The sequence below is a fragment of the Alkalitalea saponilacus genome (genome assembly GCF_900168165.1).
GTDB classification, from domain to species: domain Bacteria; phylum Bacteroidota; class Bacteroidia; order Bacteroidales; family Marinilabiliaceae; genus Natronoflexus; species Natronoflexus saponilacus.
Map to the genome: position 1 here is coordinate 161,516 of NZ_FUYV01000003.1, position 18,167 is coordinate 179,682.

Sequence of the window (18,167 nt, forward strand, 5' to 3'; positions counted from 1 at the left end):
GAAAATCAGATATATCTAATCTTCTTTCTCAACTAATCTATTTGTCTAGAATCTAACACTCTTCTTATCTATAACATATATTTGAAACTAAATTTAAACAATTTCTTAGTGCCAATTTAAATCTGAATAATCTCTCTAACTAACACCGAAGCCTCAGTCGAACACCTAGCCGAACGGGGTTAGGGGTGAGTGAGGAAGATCATTCAGATTCGTCTTGACATTAATGTAGCCTTGATTTTTGGTTAAAAAAAGGGAACTAATTATAAATAATTCAGTTCCCTTTTAATTTGATTGATATTATTGAAATATCAGAAAAACAAAGTGTTAATTGGTTTTAACGACCTTAAACATTTCAGTCTTGCTACCGGTTTCTACCATTAAAACATAAACTCCAGCATTTTGAACTGCGATGGATGTTTCGTTGCCTACATTTTGATATCGGGCAATAACTCTGCCGCTTAAATCAAATACGGTGATACTATTAATTGCCGTTTCAGAAACAACATTGAAGCTGCCGTTTGTAACTGTTGGATAGACAACAACACCTGAAGTTTCTTCTTCAAAAATGCTATTGCTTGGATCTGGATCCACAACCTCTTCAGCGAGTTCAAATTCAATGGTGTATGTTTTGATGTTGATTCCATTCTCTGCGGTTACTTCTATGGTTGTTACACCTGGTAACTCTGTAGCTTCGGTAATTACCATCGTTGCTTCAAGATTTCTGGTAGTTGCTGTTACCAGAGGTACCTCGGTAGTTCCAAATGGTAATGTGATAACATATTCAGTTACTGCTGGGTCGAAATCTTCAAGAATGTCGCCATCAACCACGATTTCGCTTAATGAAGCATCAGCCTCTGCATTGTAGAACTCAATTTTGTAGGTAGTGGAGTACTCTCCATTTTCTGAAGTTACTACAATTGTTGTTATCCCAGGAAGAGATTCTGCAGGATTGATCACCACAGTTGAATTGGTATTAGTGGCTGCTGCCAATACTTCAGGTACTTCTGTAACGGTATCGTCGATATCTATAACATAGCTCAGGATATGAGGTGCAAAACCTTCCAATTCAACTCCATCAACCAGCACTTCAGATAACGTTGCATTTGATGCTACATCATATACCGGGAATGCAGTAGAACGAAGAGCAACTGTTGTTGCATCCATTATTCCGTTGTATATATTAAACTCTACCAAAGAACCTCTCCATGTTTGGTCACCGGTATAGCCTGATTTTCCTAGATATGCCAGATTTCTACCAATGTTTTGTACTTTGTGCGACTCAGGAAGTGCCGCCGATCCTGCATATACTCCATCAACGTATAAAGAAATAGAGTCACGGGTTAAAGTACTTACAATATGGTGAGCCATTCCATCGTCCAACTTATCTCCTCTAACGTCTATGTCCGCTGCCCATGGACTTCCATGTTGACCTATGCTTAGAGCTGTACGACTGCTGTTGTCATTAGTCGCTGATAAATAATAATAATCGTTTCCATAGTTGTTTCCGGCGTTGGTATTACCAAAATAGGCCATCATTGTATGGTACGGATTGTCTTGACCAGCGATAAAATACGCCTCAAGAGTTACGATGCGATAGTTGTATATGCCGATTTTGCTGGCTGGTAATTCAATAAACTCACCGTTAACTGTTGTGGTAAATCGTCCTTCAGAAATGACTCCTCCATTTACCTCTCCGTGGGCATCTCCAATGGCATCTGCCGCAGTTCCACTGTCGAACCTGTATGAATGAACCAATTCAAATGGCTCTTCTACTACATTAACTGTATAGGATTTAGAAGCTGATCCATCTTGTGAATTTACCACAATTGTTGCAGTTGCAGCACCGTCACTTAATACCAATTCGCCACCTCCGGTAACAGTTGCCTCTGGGAAGTTAGGAATTCCTGTTACTGTAACGCTTGATGATCCATTTGGCACATAGGCAGTATAGCTGGTTACATCGCGACTGAAGTTTGGTTCAAGTATTCCTGAGCTTAATTCAATGTCCCGAAGAGTGGCATCTGAAACACCTTCATCCACAAATATGAACATGAAGTAAGTAATTTCAGTACCGTCCATGGCTGTTACTGTAATTTCCAGATCAACGCCATCGCCTTCGAAAGGAATGACACCGGTTGCCGGCATAAGTTCCCCTGTCCCGCTGTTAAATATGTCGATGGAGGCACCCATTCCCGCCGCTATTGGTGATACGGTGATGGATGATGTTCCGTATGGAACAACCAAGTCATAACTTAGTACTTCTGCATTGAATTCAGGAGACATCTGGCCTACATTTGCGCTCAAAGCTGAAAGTAGAGCATTGTCATCCAGCGGAAGGAAGTCAATGACGCTCACTTCCAAATAATCCGGCTCACCCTGAGAATTGTGGTATGCTGTCCACCTTGTTAATTCTGATACGTGATCATCTCCATAGAAATTAACATATCCGTCGTAAACAGCCTGCGGTGCATCCATTGTGGAAGTTTGAACAAACAAAGAAAATCTGTTGTTTGGGACATCAACCGGCATCCATAGCTTCATAAGTTCTCCGGGAACAGGTATGATTTGTCGCGAACGTTGGTGCTGAATACCTATGCCCCCACCTGTGCCATAAAATACTATCTCAGCGATTGCATCTCCCCAGGCAACAATTTCATTGTTGGAAAGCGAAAAAACAGCATCGAAATTACCGTTTTCATTTGCATCATAGAAAACCATTTCAAAATATAAAAGGTGTTCACCTGTTAGCGGGGGATCAAAAGTTCCTGTTTGGTCAACCGCGGGCTGAGCCAGAATGTTTGTAGTAAAACCCAGTAATCCCATAACAATAAGCAGGAATCGGGCCTGATTGAGTAAGAATCTTTTCATAATGATTATTGTTTAAAAGTTTAAAAGACAATTAATTACAATAGGCTAAAAACAATCCTTTGTGTAAATCTATGTTTTATAAAGTTAAAGAAATGAAATCTATAAATAATAGTACAAATTCTAAAAACAGTGTAAATTATTTGATGTTTTTTAAACAGGTGGTTTTGTTTATTGGTTTTTAAGGTGCAGATAAACAGAGGGTAATAGAAAAGGCCGTCATTTTTCAAGAAAATGACGGCCTTTATATTATCTTTTAATTACTCAAAAAACACTATCTGGTTTTAATCACTCTAAATGTTTCCACATTAGAATTATTTTCAACCAAAATGATGTACATACCTGGAGATGGAACATCAATTGTTTGCTCAGAAGAAGCCATCAATATTCTGCTGATCACTCTTCCCTGAATATCGAATACAGAGATGGTGCTTCCAATGGCTTCAGATTTTACTGTGAAACTTCCACTGGTCATGGTTGGGAATACAACAGTTTGTTGTTTGGTTTCTCCCGGAATATTGGTGGTTGGTTCTTCAGTAAACTCTATGGTGTAGGTCACCTGAGTTATTCCATCCTGAGCAGTAACAACGATGGTTGTTGTACCTGGAATTTGATCCGCATCGTTTATTACCATGGTTGCTCCAGGGTTATTAGCTACTGCGGTTACAGCCGGCACTGTCGTTGTTCCTGAAGGAAGTTCAACTGAATAGCTCAAAACTTCAGAATCGAATCCATCAAGTTCAACGCCGTCAATCATGATTTCTGAAAGACTCGCATCGTCTATCTCGCCTTGCAGAACAACAAATTCAACAGTATAGGTGTTACTGTACTCTTCATCGGCTGAGGTAACAACAATGGTGGTAGTGCCCGGAAGATTATCAGCAGCATTGATTACTACTCCTGCATTTTCATAAAATGGAGTAGCTTCAACTACAGGAATATCTGTTGTTCCTTCAGCCAAAAATACTGTGTACTCCATTACAAATGGACTAAAACCTTCGATGATATCAGAATCAACCATAATCTCAGATAAAGTTGCATTGGATGCATTAGTATGAGTTGGCCATTCTTGTGCTCGCAAGGCTACCTCTTGCTCATCCATTACTCCTTTATAAATGTTGAATTCGTGAAGTGTTCCTCTCCAACTTGGATCGTTCCATCCTCCATAACCCAACCATGCATTTTCTGTACTGATGCCTCTTATTAAAAGATCATCCGGCGTTTCTGTTACTGCTTGTAATTGACCATCGATATACCAGTATATGTTTTCATAAGTAAGAACACTTACAAGATGCTGTTGTGCACCATCTACCATTCTTGGTCCTGAAGCCGTAGCTACGCTGTGAGTGTACATGGTGCTGCCAAATTCAGTACGGCTACTAAGATCGCCACCACCTCGAGTGGGCTGCATCCAATAAGCATTTGAACCCGATGCTCCACCAAAGTATGCCAACATAGTAAAACCACCGTTTATATCACTTGTGATATAAGCTTCAAGGGTGATTGCTGGATATTCATTCAACGCAATTTCTTCAGCCGGAAGAGTAATGTGATGCCCGTTTGCACTGGATATAAATGTGCCATTATCGATGGTTCCACCATTGATATCACCATGAGCATTTCCAACCATGTCTTTGGCTGTTCCATCAGCAAAAGTATATGAATGTTGCATAGTCAGTTCAGACATTTCCATGTAATTGACCACATAATTTCTGGTGTATTCAGGATCATCAGCTGTAACGGTAATGGTTAATTGTCCGTCACCGCTTACTTCATGAGTGCCATCGCCTGAAACTGTAGAATTCTCATCTCTTGGAGTCGCATTGAAGGTAAGAGATGTTGTACCTGTTGGCAGAATTACATAATATTCGTCTATATGCATATTAAATGACGGATGCAGATTAATATCAGCATCTAATGATAGTTCAGACAAATATGTGTCATATGGAGAGACCAGCTGTTCTATCGGCTTAATGCTCCATATTGCTAATTCATTATCAAGCCATTTGTCAGAATATACTCCACCTTCTAGGTTTGTGTTGTTGGTTCCGATGTATCTGCCTCCTTCATTAATTCGTCCAACAGGAATAATTCTAAAACGACCTGGTTCAAACTCATTAACCACGAAACGACTGCTGTCAAGATCATCGGTCTTGTTTTCTGACATCACCATGTCCCAAACCGGATCAGGTACCAGAGTCAGATATAGATCATTTTGATTTTTAATGAAATATTGACCATCAACGCCGCTTTCTTCAAATACAAACAGAATTGAAGGCTCATCATTTATCGCATGATAAATTCTTGTTACATTGTACTCTTCTCCGCTTTCGCCTATTACAAAACCTGAAGCTTCATGCTGAATTAGGAGTTCCTGATTCGCTCTGAATTCTGTTACGTAAAGATCAATATTATATGTTAATGTTGATTCACCATCTTCGGAAGTTACAGAAATTGAGGTTGATCCAGTTCCTTCAGTAAGAGTGATACTTCCGCCTCCTGAAACTGAAGCACCTTCCCACATTGGGATTCCGGTCACATCAACAGAAGTTGTTCCATAAGGAACGATTGCAATATAGTTGGTTACATCGGTGTCGAATTCGGTGGTTAATGCTCCTGCTGAAAAATCTATTCCTGATAAAGCTGCAGATTCCTGGCCAGGATCATGGTTGATGTAAACATAATAGGTTAGCTCGGTTAATTCATCCAAGGCAGTCACTACTATTTCCAGATCAATTCCATCTTCGGTGAATGTAATATCTTCATCTGCAGGTAGTAGATTGCCTGCCCCATCATAAACAACAACTTCAGCTCCATTGGCTGAACTTCTGGTGTTCATGGCAACCGAAGTTGTACCATATGGCACATAAAGGTCATAGAACTGTTCTTCCGGATGGAATTCCGGTGTAAGTACTCCTCTATTAAATGAAAGTTCTGAAAGAGTTGGATCAAAGTATGATTCTCCCATGAAATCCCAGAAGCGTTGTTCTACGTCTTCTGCAGAAAGAGCGCCATCAAAAATGTTCATCTCATAAACTTCTCCTTGCCATTTTGCATCATTTAAATAAACAATGTAACCAATAAAGACCTCCTCATTGCTTATGGCAGATAATGCATTGTTGCCTTCCAATGGTTCTGTTGACATAAACTGACCATCCAGATAGAGCGTGATTTCAGTTTCAGTTAATACTCCCACTACCTGATGGGTTCTCGTATCTGTAATCATATCCCCGTTGGCACCAACTTCTGTTGTCCATGGGTTCTCGGTGTTCAGTGTTGAAATGGCAAATCTCGAGAAGTTATCATCACCTCCTCTGGTTGGCTGATAAATCAAATAGTCAACTCCCATTGGCCATCCCGGATCATGATTGGTTCGGCCAAAACAGAATAAAGTTGAATTGCCGGATACGCCGGCAGCCTGACTAAAAAACACTTCTACTGACAGGCTCTCATAAGAGGCAACGTTAATATCTTCGCCGGGTAGTGAGACATAGCCTGTGCCCGAGAGTATTAGTCTTCCGTCTTCAACGACTGCATCGTCATGCAATGTTCCATCCGCTCCCCCTACAATGTCTGCTGCTGTACCATCCTCAAACGTGTAGGAGTGTTTTAATGTTTGTGCCATGATTATATTGGTACTTGAAAGTCCCAAGACAAATATAACCATGAAAATTTTCAAGAGTAATCCTGTTTTTTTCATAAAGCTATTCTTTAAATATGTAATAAATGTTAAAGATATTTTATTGTAAAAACAGGGTTTGTCATTTTCTCTGCATATGATGTTAATTTTTTTAAAATCTTTGATTTTGTTTGGTTCTTGTAGTTGTAATATGGCTTATTCGGACAACAGTATAAGCCTGTTTTCGAAAATTTATTTCTCTGAACACACGAAGTGTTAAATATTGCTCATTTCTCTTAATAATAGAACAACCAAAGAGCATTTTTTATGGACTGTACTAAGTATATATACCGCTTTAACATTACTGCTACTAAGGTTTTTGTTGGCCCGGAGAAAATAAAATTTCTGCCTGTCTTTTAATATTGCCAACCATATGTCATTTGTGAAATCCTTTATTGATCAGAAAAATTAAATCGCTGCTTTAAAAAATGTTATATATAATGCCGAATTTATGTTGGTTGAGGTTTTTTAATAAGGCTAATTTTACATTTGAGTGTAAGTTGTTAACTATAGTTGATTATCTATTATATTTAGGCTAATGAAAACGATGAAATTGATTGCTGTACTATGTACATCTTTATTAATGTCTTGTATTGCTGCAGATAATGGAGATAACTCGCAAATTCGGACACCGGATGGGTATGCGCTTATATGGTCGGATGAATTTGACCAGGATGGCAGAGTGAATGAGAAGTATTGGGAGTACGAAGAAGGATTTGTTCGAAATGAAGAATTGCAATGGTATCATCGTGATAATGTGTACATAAAAGGTGGAATTCTTGTTTTTGAAGGACGGAGAGAACAGATTGAAAATCCGAATTTTGATCCCAACAGTCGAAATTGGAGACGAAATAGAGAGTTTGCTGAATACACTTCGGGATTAATAAAGACGCGTGATCGGTTTTCTTTTCAATATGGGATAATGGAAGTACGCGCCCGAATAGATCCACGAAAAGGATCGTGGCCTGCAATCTGGACTTTAGGTGTAGATAGAGGATGGCCATCAGGAGGAGAGGTTGATGTTATGGAATATTACCGTATTGATGGTGTTCCATCCATTTTGGCAAACGCTGCCTGGGATGTTAATAACAATTACAATCCCAAATGGTATTCCGAAGTTATTCCATTTTTGTATTTTCTCGAAAAAGATCCCAATTGGGCTAAAGAATTCCACATATGGAAGATGGACTGGACAGAGGATTATATCCGCATTTATTTGGATGATGAGTTGTTAAATGAAATTGATCTTAATGAAACCATAAATTATGATGGATTCAATCCATTTCGCCAACCTCATTATATCTTATTAAATCTGGCAATTGGCTCTAATGGCGGAGATCCATCTGAAACTGATTTTCCGATTCTGTATGAGGTTGATTACGTTCGGGTTTTTCAAAAAATTGAATAGAAATAAAACTGTCAGATTTCGAGGGTTGGTTCACGTTGTTAGTTTAAATGAGATGGTCGAATACTCCGTGTCCATATGATAACGATAATTAGAAAGATCTCTTCCGATTGTTATAAATTAAAGTCTTGTCTATCGGGCTTTAAGTTTTACATCTAAAAATCTTTTCAAATGATTCAAAATGAATTTAAATAGTCTCTTAATTTAATATTTATAGAATGAAACGGAACTACTTTTATTTTACATTATCCCTTGTCCTGCTTTTGGTTTCTTGTCATCAAAGTGAACAAGATCAAGTGGTGGGTAATCCCCTCTTCGGAGGATACTTTGGAGCTGACCCGGCAATAGTTGAATATGAAGGGAAATTTTATATTTACGCAACAAAGGATCCATGGGGAGGAGACGATCTGGCTGTGTTTGTCACGGAAGATTTTTTGTCATGGGAAGAAGCTTCTTTAAATTGGCCAACTAAGGAGGCTTGTACCAGTCCAACGTCATTGGATGCAAATGTTTGGGCTCCAGATGTTATTCAAGGTAAAGACGGGCGCTTTTACATGTATATATCTGTTGGAAGTGAAATATGGGCAGGTGGAAGCGACCACCCTCTTGGCCCTTGGGAAAACCTAAAAGCCGACAACACTCCATTGATTCCATCTGATTTTATTGAAGGAATACATCACATTGATGCAAATTGCTTTATTGATGATGATGGCAAAATATATTTATACTGGGGTTCTGGTTGGGACTGGGTTAATGGACGTTGCTTGGTTGTTCGTCTTGATGATGACATGAAAACCTTTCTTGAAGAGCCCCAGGATGTGACTCCTCCAAACTTTTTTGAGGGAGCCTTTATGATTAAGAGAAACGGACAGTATTACCTGATGTATTCTGATGGAATGGCGATTAATGAGACTTATCACATCAGGTATTCGGTAGGCGATACTCCTTATGGACCTTGGAGAGAAGGAAAATACAGTCCGATTTTGCAATCAACTCCCGATGGGGCAGTGGTAGGACCCGGCCATCACAGCGTATTCAGAGTCCACAATCAGGACTATATCCTTTATCACCGGATCTATCCACAGGAGCAGGAGTATGTTTTGCGTCAGCTATGCCTTGATAGTTTGAATTATGATGCAAAAGGAAATATTCTGCCAATTTCATTAAACAGCGTGCCGCCTTTTGAATAGATTCAACAAATGCATGAAATTTAAAATGTACAGATAAACGGTTTTTAGATGTACAATATCGTTCTTGAAATATTGATTGTATAATTAAATTTTAAAAGTTTTTTACAATTGCCGGGAAAAGTAAGTCTTAGTGTTTAATTCTAGAATTGATCGTATGGTCTTATATTCCGCGATTTTTGTTAGGTGTGATTTGTTTTAAAAAAGGGCTGTCGATCGACAGCCCTTTTTACTCCTGCTGTTATTCTGTTCCGGATTAAATTCTCCTACTTCTGATTTTAGTTTTGGTGCGAATTGGGTCTAATTTCCCACGTCATCATTTACTCCAGTAATGAAATATTGGTATGGCCATGAATCTCTTTTTGACATTTAAACAAGTGTGAGAATTCTATGTCCATTTGACGAGGATGCCATCCAACAAATTGTATGAAGATTGCTTTTTGGATAACTAATTTCAGAGAAAGTAAGAGTATTTGAATATATAAATAGCCTCCGGGAAATATCTCACTTGTGTTGAGATTTTTAGAATTTGTATAGTTAAGTGTTTGATTGTTTGTGCGTAGTGGTGACGTTGAAATACATTTAACACCTAAGTGGTGCACATAGCAACCTTGTATGTACACAAATTATCCCTTGATGTCATACAAATACGTCCAAGCAATCAAGAAGTGTTAAAATATATTTGTAAAGTCTAATGAATTGTTTCGGTTGGCATGATTGGATTCTGTCAAGCAACTGTTTAGTGTGGAGTTTTTCACATAATGCCGATTTTTGGTTAATTCCGGTTATAAAAGATTATTGATGTCCCCATCATGCGAAATCATTTTAAACAATTACATTTAGTAGGAGGTATATCTAATAAGTTCTAGGAAATAGATAAATTCTAACAAATAAATTAGAAGAGTAATGAATAGGATACTAAGAAAAATGGGAGTTCTGTTAGCAGTTTTAATATTGTCTTTATCAGCAATTGCTGAGTCATCACCTCGCGAACGCTTGCTGATGAATTATGACTGGAAGTTTGCATTTGGACATGCAACTAACATTGAAAAGGACTTTAATGTTGGTACCAGTTATTTTACCTATTTGGCCAAAGCCGGATATGGTGATGGTGCCGCAGCTGCTGATTTCGATGATCGATCATGGCGACTGTTGGACTTGCCTCACGATTGGGCTGTAGAAGCAGAATTTCATCCCGATGCTAGTCATAGCCACGGCTATAAGGCTGTAGGGCCAGGTTTTCCAGAGTCAAGTGTTGGTTGGTATCGACGTTCATTTTATATTCCGGAGGAGGATTTAGGAAAGCGTATTTTTATTGAATTTGAGGGTGTTTTTCGTGATGCCAGGGTTTGGGTGAACGGATTTTATTGCGGCAACGAGCCCAGCGGGTATACCAGTTTTTCATATGATGTAACTGAATATCTCAATTATGGAGGCAATAATGTAGTTTCAATTCGTGTTGATGCATGTATGGAAGAGGGGTGGTTTTACGAAGGAGCTGGAGTATACCGACATGTTCATTTAACCAAAACAGATCCATTGTATGTTCCGCAATACGGAACATATGTAACCACACAAGTTGATGACAGCCGGTCAGAGGTTACAGCTCGTATCACTGTTATGAATAAGAATCTTGAACCGGCATCTTTTCAGATTGAGAATAAAATAATTGATGCTGAGGGACGCGTAGTTGCTTCAGGAAGGTCTGGTATTAAAGAATTAAAATCTATGTTTCATGGCGAGTACCCCATGATATTAAATGTCGACAATCCCCGTTTATGGGATATTGATGATCCACACCTTTATCAACTGGTTACAAACATATACCAGAACGAAGTTTTGGTGGACGAGTTTAAAACAACTTTTGGCATTCGCACCATAGAATGGACGCCTGATAGAGGCTTTTTCCTCAATGGCCGGCATGTGAAAATTAAAGGAACCAATAATCATCAAAATCATGCCGGGGTTGGAACGGCCATTCCTGATGCACTTCACGAATGGCGTATTCGTCAGCTGCAATACATGGGTAACAACACTTACCGCATGGCTCATTATCCACCTTCACCTGCACTGCTTGAAGCTTGCGACAGAATGGGAATGCTGGTGGTAAATGAAAACCGAATAATGGGAACCACAGATGAAATATTGGATCATCTGCGTAGATTGATGATAAGGGACAGAAATCATCCAAGCGTCATCCTCTGGTCAATTGGTAACGAAGAGTGGATGATTGAAGGAAATGAAAAGGGCGCACGAATTGCGCTCAACATGCAGGCTTTTGCGAAAAAGTACGATGTAACAAGACCCATAAATGTCGCTGTAAGCGGTACTTGGGGGGGCGGAATTTCCAGTGTGATTGAAGTTATGGGGTATAATTATTTGCGCCATGGAGATACCGATAAGCATTACGCCGCAAATCCGTGGCAGGCTTCTTTGGGAACTGAAGAAGGATCTACCAACACCACACGGGGTATTTATTTCGACGATTTTGAAAAGCAGCATTTAGCTGCATATGATCGTCCTACAAATGGTTTTATACGAATCCGCGATGGTTGGAAGCATTACGCAGAGCGTGATTATTTAGCCGGAATGTGTATCTGGACCGGGTTTGATTATAGAGGAGAATCTACGCCATTTGAATTCCCATCAGTTGTTTCTTATTTTGGTATGATGGATTTGTGCGGTTTTCCCAAAGATAATGTCTATTATTTGAAGTCATGGTGGTCCAATGATCCGGTTTTGCATGTCTTTCCGCATTGGAACTGGCCCGGCCGTGAAGGAGAGGAGATTGATGTTTGGGTTTACAGCAACTTTGAGGAGATAGAGTTATTCTTAAACGGAGAAAGTCTGGGAAGACAGACTATGAAACCCAATGATTATCTTTCATGGATGGTAGAGTACCAGCCCGGCACAGTAAAAGCAGTGGCTTACGAGAACGGTGAGGTTGCCATGACAACTGAAGTTTCTACTACCGGAGCTCCTTCTACTGTCGCGCTGGTTGCCGACAGAACTGAGATTCGTGGCGACCGGGCAGATCTGTCTGTTATCACTGTGCGGGTGGAAGATGAGAACGGTGCTTTAATTCCTGATGCGATGCATGATGTTGTTTTTGATATTTCAGGCCCCGGACGAATTATTGGAGTTGGAAATGGCGATCCGGTTTCTCACGAGCCATGCAAGTTTGTAGAAACGATTAAGGCATTCAAGATTGAGAATATTCGAGAAAAACCGCTTTCTGATGTGCGCATGAGAAGGGTTTTGGCGCCAGGTTTTGATTGTTCATCCTGGAAGCCCGGGTTGCAGGGAGATGGTCTTGCGCCCGGCACAGAGTCCGTTCCAATGGTTGTCAGAGGGACTTTTAACCTAAGTAATGAAGAACTTCTAAAAGGCAAAATTCAGTGGATGTATAAAAGTATTGGACACAATCAGTCAGTTTATGTGAATGGCACTCTTGTTGGAGAAAATCTATCCGGAGATGTTCCGTTTCACCAGTTCGACCTCTCGGCATCCGAACTTAGGACTGGAGTCAATGTGGTAACAATGGTCGCTAATCCTTATGTTAAGACACATGTCTGGAACAGTGAAAATACCGATCCTGGATTGGTGCGTGTTGAAATTCCTGCTAATCAATGGAGACGAAGGGTGTTTAACGGTTTGGCACAAGTTCTTGTGCAGAGCACAGGAGAGGCAGGTGATATTATTCTTTCAGCCAAATCAGAAGGGTTAAAGCGTGATGATATTGTGATCACTGCTTTGGAATCTGATATGAGTCCTGTTGTGAAATGATGAGTTTTGTATTGTGGTTTGTTTTATAATGATTATGTTTTTCTTAAATGCCGAATCGCATAAGGATTCGGCATATAGAAAATTCTCTTTTCAATTGATTGCAAATCGAAACCCCTTAAATCATAGAAATTGCAGAAGCCAGATTCAACTTATATCATAAATTCTCAAACCAGATTATTGGAAAACCCGGGGACAAAAGTATTATCCGAACGTTCAGTTGTTTGATAATATGGTTTAAAATAATACAAGATTATGACAATAAAGTATTTGTGTGGTTGGTAGTGGTAGGCATATCTTGCATATGCCAATTTATTAATCGGTTTATAAAATCTCAATGTTATGAAAAAATATAATTGGCATGTTTTCAACAAGAAAACAGTGCTCATTTTGGCAGTAGTCTTACTGTCGGTTCCAGTTAAAGGACAAATGCAGGGAATGCAGTTGCTGAATGAACCCCAGGAACTGACTCCGGATTTCAGATCTTTCCGGAATACATACTTTGTGGCTGATCGTTTAGCAGACTTTAATCCTGAAACAGCTACAGGTAAAATTGTTTACGAACGATACAATTACGAAACTCGTCAGGCTTTCAGTAACATGTTGGGAGTGCTTGCTCCGGCTGAACCAAATGAATTCCCGGCAGGAGAATACGAAGTTTCTCCCGCGCTGCCTTTTTCACTGGAGTTTATCTCACCCCGCGCGGTTAGAATTCGTGCACAATCCGGTGTTGTTGCTCCTCAGGTTGCAGCACAGAAGTCTTTGATGCTGATCAATAACGATATGCCGCCATGTAAGAATTGGGTTTATTCCAAAGTGGATGAAGGCCATAAGTACACCAGCCCTTATGGGTCTGTTGTTATTACTGAACAACCATGGCGCGTGACTGTCTACGACGAAAATGGTCGCATATTAACAAGTACCAATAATTATGAGGATAATACCTCAACCTATACTCCGGTTCTGCCTTTTTCCTGGGTAAGAAGAGCAAGAGATTATTCGAGAAGTTTTAATGCAGCTTTTAACCTTCAACCCGGAGAGAAAATTTTTGGTTTTGGCGAACAATATACCGAATTCAATAAAAGAGGCCAAAGTGTTACGTTATGGGTAAATGACGCAAATGGCACACAGAATGAAACAAGTTACAAACCTATCCCATTTTTCTTAAGCAGCAGAGGCTATGGTATGTTTATTCATACATCCACACCTATCACTGCCGATATTGGTAAATATTTCAGTGGTGTAAATTCTCTTATGATTGGAGATGAAGAACTGGATCTGTTTATATTTATAGGAGACCCTAGAGATGTTCTTAACGAATATACCAACGTTACAGGAAAACCTACCATGCCTCCGTTGTGGTCTTTTGGATTCTGGATGAGTCGCATAACCTATTTCTCAGAAGCAGAAGGCCGCGAAGCGGCCCGGCAGTTGCGCGAAAACAGGATTCCGGCAGATGTCATCAATTTTGATACCGGTTGGTTTGAAGTTGACTGGCGATGTGATTATCAATTTGCAGAATCGCGGTTTGATGATGCTGAAAAGATGATATCAGACCTGAAGGCAGATGGCTTTCATACATGTTTATGGCAGTTGCCATATTTTGTGCCGAAGAACAGATTATTTCAGGAGATCGTTGAGCAAGGATTGTTTGTGAGAAATACAAAAGGAAATATTCCATACGAAGATGCAGTTCTTGATTTCACCAACCCAGCTGCCATTAAATGGTACGAGGATAAAATACGAGGTTTGCTTGAAATGGGAGTAGGTTCTATAAAAGTCGATTTTGGAGAAGCTGCTCCGGTATATGGAATTTATCATAACGGTCGTACCGGATGGTATGAGCATAACTTGTATCCCCTTCGTTATAATAAAATAGTGGCCGAACTAACTCAAGAAATTAAAGGTGAAAATATCATTTGGGCAAGAAGTACATGGGCTGGCTCCCAGAGGTATCCTCTCCATTGGGGAGGAGATCCGGCTCCGACCAATTCAGCCATGAAAGCAACATTGCGTGGCGGGTTAAGCATGGGGGTGAGTGGATTTACTTTCTGGAGTCATGATGTGGGAGGTTTCGTTGATCCTACGCCGGCAGATGTTTATAAGCGTTGGCTGGCCTTTGGGGTTCTGTCTTCTCACACACGTGCTCATGGTCATCCACCAAAAGAGCCTTGGGAATATGGTGAAGAGTTTTTGAACGATTACAGGGATGCTGTTAACATGCGGTATAAGTTGATGCCTTATATTTATGCTCAGTCGAAGCATGGAGTGGAAAACGGTCTCCCTATGATGCGGGCTCTTTTTATTGAGTATCCTGACGACCCGGGTGCCTGGTTGGTTGATGATCAGTACCTTTTCGGGTCTGACATGTTGGTAGCTCCTCATTTTGAAAATCTGGAGGCCAGAGATGTCTATTTACCAGGAAATCATAAGTGGATAGATTATCAAACAGGAAAAGTTTACAATCCCGGATGGAACAGGATTGAAACGGCACATATTCCTGCAGTAATTTTGGTGCGTGATGGGGCGGTTATTCCACACATTGGACTTGCTCAGGCTACAAAATATATGGACTGGTCAAATATTGAACTGAAAGTATTTAGTGCAGATGAGACGACTGCAAAAGGCAAGGTCTGCTTGCCTGCAGATGATATGCTTAAAGAAGTTGTTGTAAATAAAAGAGATGGGAAAGCAGAACTGGTGTCAAATCCTTTTGGTAGGCGAACCAAATTGAACGTTTCCGTTTTTGATGTTAAATAGTTGAGTGCTGATCAGGGCTTCACTTAACGTGAAGCCCTGATTTTGTATATTTAGAATTGAAAGTGGCTTTTTTATATCATACCAAATGAATTCAGAAATGTTCTGATTTCTCATCTTCAGATTAGCGACTAGATTTTTAAGGGTGGTAATGTTGAGATGGTTGAGCGCAGATATATAGATTTATGGTTGCTTTAGCTGTATGCAATTGAAATGAGTCCCGAGGCTTCGGGAATAACTAACATAAATTATAAACAGATGAAGAAACAGATTGTTATTCTTTTAACGGCACTTCTGATTACCTCTCTTTCATATAGCGAGGCACTTAAGTTGCAATCACCCGGAAAAAATCTTGAAATCGAGGTTGAAGTAACTGATTATGTATCATGGTCACTCTTTATGGATGGAGAGAAGGTGATGGGGCCTTCTACCATTTCACTTACACTCGAAAGAGAAGGTGTTTTGGGACGAGATACAAGGGTTCGTCGGGTTACCCGGCAATCCGAGAACCAGATCATCAACACGCCTGTTTATAGAAAAAGTGAGGTTATTAATCACTATAATCAAATGACGGTTGAGTTGAGAGACGGTCTTGGTATTGTTTTCAGAGTTTATGATGATGGGGCTGCATATCGGTTAACCACTTCATTCCGTCGTGATATAGTTATTTTAGATGAAGAAGTCAATATGGTATTTCCCACGCACGAAAAAGCTTGGGTTCCATACATTGTTCCGAGGGAATTTGATCCATACAGTACTTCTTTTGAAAGTACTTACGATTTGCTTACCCTGGATGAGGTTGTGGCAGATTCGTTAATTATCATGCCACTGCTTGTGGAAGCCGGGAAAAACAGGAAGATTGTGATTACAGAAGTGGACCTTGAAGATTATCCCGGAATGTTTCTTACTGTGAATAACGAACGCACCGGCTATTCTGCCCGGTTTGCACCTTACCCTCTTGCAGAGGAGCGTGGCGGACATAATAATCTGCAATCCATTGTAACAAAACGCGCCGAATATATTGCCAAATCAGAGGGTAGAAGAAACTTCCCCTGGCGAGCTGTAGCTGTTAGTAATAAAGATGTGGAGCTGCTTGATAATGACCTGGTGGCTCGTTTGGCATCCCCCAACCGCATTGGTGATTTGTCGTGGATTAAGCCCGGAAAGGTTGCATGGGATTGGTGGAATTACCTAAATATCTATAATGTGGATTTTAGGGCAGGTGTAAATACTGAAACATACAAATACTACATTGACTTTGCGGCCGAATATGGTATAGAGTATGTTATTCTTGATGAGGGCTGGTCTGAACAGGAGAGTCTGCTTCAGATTAAGCCTTATATAGATCTTGAAGGTATCATTAAACATGCAAAAGATCGTGGGGTCGGCATTATTCTCTGGGCAGGTTGGTTGCCTTTGAACCAGGAAATGGATGAGGTGATGAGGGTCTATTCAGCAATGGGCGTGGCAGGATATAAAATAGATTTTATGGATCGGGACGATCAGCCGGTTGTGAATTTTTACTACAAGGTAGCAGAAATGGCAGCCAAATACCAGCAGTTGGTTAATTTTCATGGTTCTTACAAGCCTACCGGTTTGCAATTCACATACCCGAACGTAATCACTTTCGAAGGTGTTTATGGTTTGGAGAATGTTAAGTGGACAGATTATCTGGATATGCCGGAATATGATGTGACCATCCCGTTTATCAGAGCATTGGCCGGCCCCATGGATTATACGCCTGGCGCCATGATTAATTCGAACCGCTGGAACTGGAGAGCGATGCATGCAACTCCCATGAGTCAGGGTACAAGGTGTCATCAATTGGCTATGTATATTGTTTATGAATCACCTCTTTCGATGATGGCCGACAACCCCACTCACTATAAAAGGGAACATGAGAGCACCAGGTTTATTGCTTCAATTCCCACGGTGTTTGATCAAACAGTTGCGCTTGATGGTGTTTTAGGAGAATATGTGGCCATCGCCCGCCGTAATGGGAAAAATTGGTATGTGGGCGCCATGACAAACTGGGACGAGCGTGAGATAACCATCGACTTTTCATTTCTGGGAGAGGGTGAATACGATGCAGTAATCTTCAGAGATGGAATTAATGCCGACCGTAACGGGCAGGATTATGTACGTGAGGTAAAGCGAGTTGATAAAGGTACAACGATGACTGTTAATATGTCAACAGGCGGCGGTTGGGCTGCCTCTATAAAGAGAAGGTGACTTTTTAAATTCATTCTAATGAAGAAAAGGATTCCGGGTAACCGGAATCCTTTTTTTATTTCCGTTATCGAATAAAATGATGTGGGTTTAACTCTTTTTGATCTTTTTGTTAAAGTGGTTTTGGTTGGTGTGGTGATTAAATGTGGGTTTGTGGGTTGTTTAAAGTGTATAAAATCAAGTGTAAAAGATTTGATTGATGAGGTTTTTATGAGGTTTGGATTTTTATAAAAGAGTTTATTGTGAAATGACATTTATTCAA

The 18,167-nt window shown here is 40.2% G+C and carries 7 protein-coding genes; 5 read left to right on the forward strand and 2 right to left on the reverse strand.

The window, feature by feature from the left end:
* Positions 1 to 324 precede the first annotated feature (324 nt).
* Together B5X70_RS04075 and B5X70_RS04080 are read right to left on the reverse strand one after the other, a co-directional pair.
* A complete protein-coding gene (locus tag B5X70_RS04075) occupies positions 325 to 2,868 on the reverse strand; it encodes a cadherin-like beta sandwich domain-containing protein (protein WP_079556605.1) in 2,544 nt (847 codons plus the stop codon).
* 271 nt (positions 2,869 to 3,139) lie between these two features.
* On the reverse strand, positions 3,140 to 6,565 hold the full coding sequence (locus B5X70_RS04080; RefSeq protein WP_079556606.1) for a cadherin-like beta sandwich domain-containing protein: 3,426 nt from the start codon (positions 6,563 to 6,565) through the stop codon (positions 3,140 to 3,142).
* A gap of 517 nt (positions 6,566 to 7,082) precedes the next feature.
* Here B5X70_RS04080 and B5X70_RS04085 point away from each other — a divergent pair.
* The 5 genes from B5X70_RS04085 (at position 7,083) to B5X70_RS04105 (ending at position 17,908) form a co-directional block, all read left to right on the forward strand.
* Positions 7,083 to 7,952, forward strand: a complete 870-nt coding sequence (locus tag B5X70_RS04085; RefSeq protein WP_232468303.1) for a glycoside hydrolase family 16 protein — start codon at positions 7,083 to 7,085, stop codon at positions 7,950 to 7,952.
* Positions 7,953 to 8,167: 215 nt separating this feature from the next.
* The gene (locus B5X70_RS04090) at positions 8,168 to 9,139 is read left to right on the forward strand and encodes a family 43 glycosylhydrolase (RefSeq protein WP_079556608.1); all 972 of its coding nucleotides are present in this window, start codon (positions 8,168 to 8,170) and stop codon (positions 9,137 to 9,139) included.
* Between the two features lie 903 nt (positions 9,140 to 10,042).
* Positions 10,043 to 12,922 carry a beta-galactosidase GalA gene (gene galA, locus B5X70_RS04095; protein WP_079556609.1) on the forward strand — a complete coding sequence of 960 codons (2,880 nt, stop codon included), beginning with the start codon at positions 10,043 to 10,045 and terminating at the stop codon, positions 12,920 to 12,922.
* A gap of 339 nt (positions 12,923 to 13,261) precedes the next feature.
* Positions 13,262 to 15,679, forward strand: a complete 2,418-nt coding sequence (locus B5X70_RS04100; protein ID WP_079556610.1) for a glycoside hydrolase family 31 protein — start codon at positions 13,262 to 13,264, stop codon at positions 15,677 to 15,679.
* A 255-nt stretch (positions 15,680 to 15,934) separates the two neighbouring features.
* Complete coding sequence (locus B5X70_RS04105; RefSeq protein WP_079556611.1) at positions 15,935 to 17,908, forward strand: glycoside hydrolase family 97 protein; 1,974 nt, start codon at positions 15,935 to 15,937, stop codon at positions 17,906 to 17,908.
* Positions 17,909 to 18,167 lie beyond the last annotated feature (259 nt).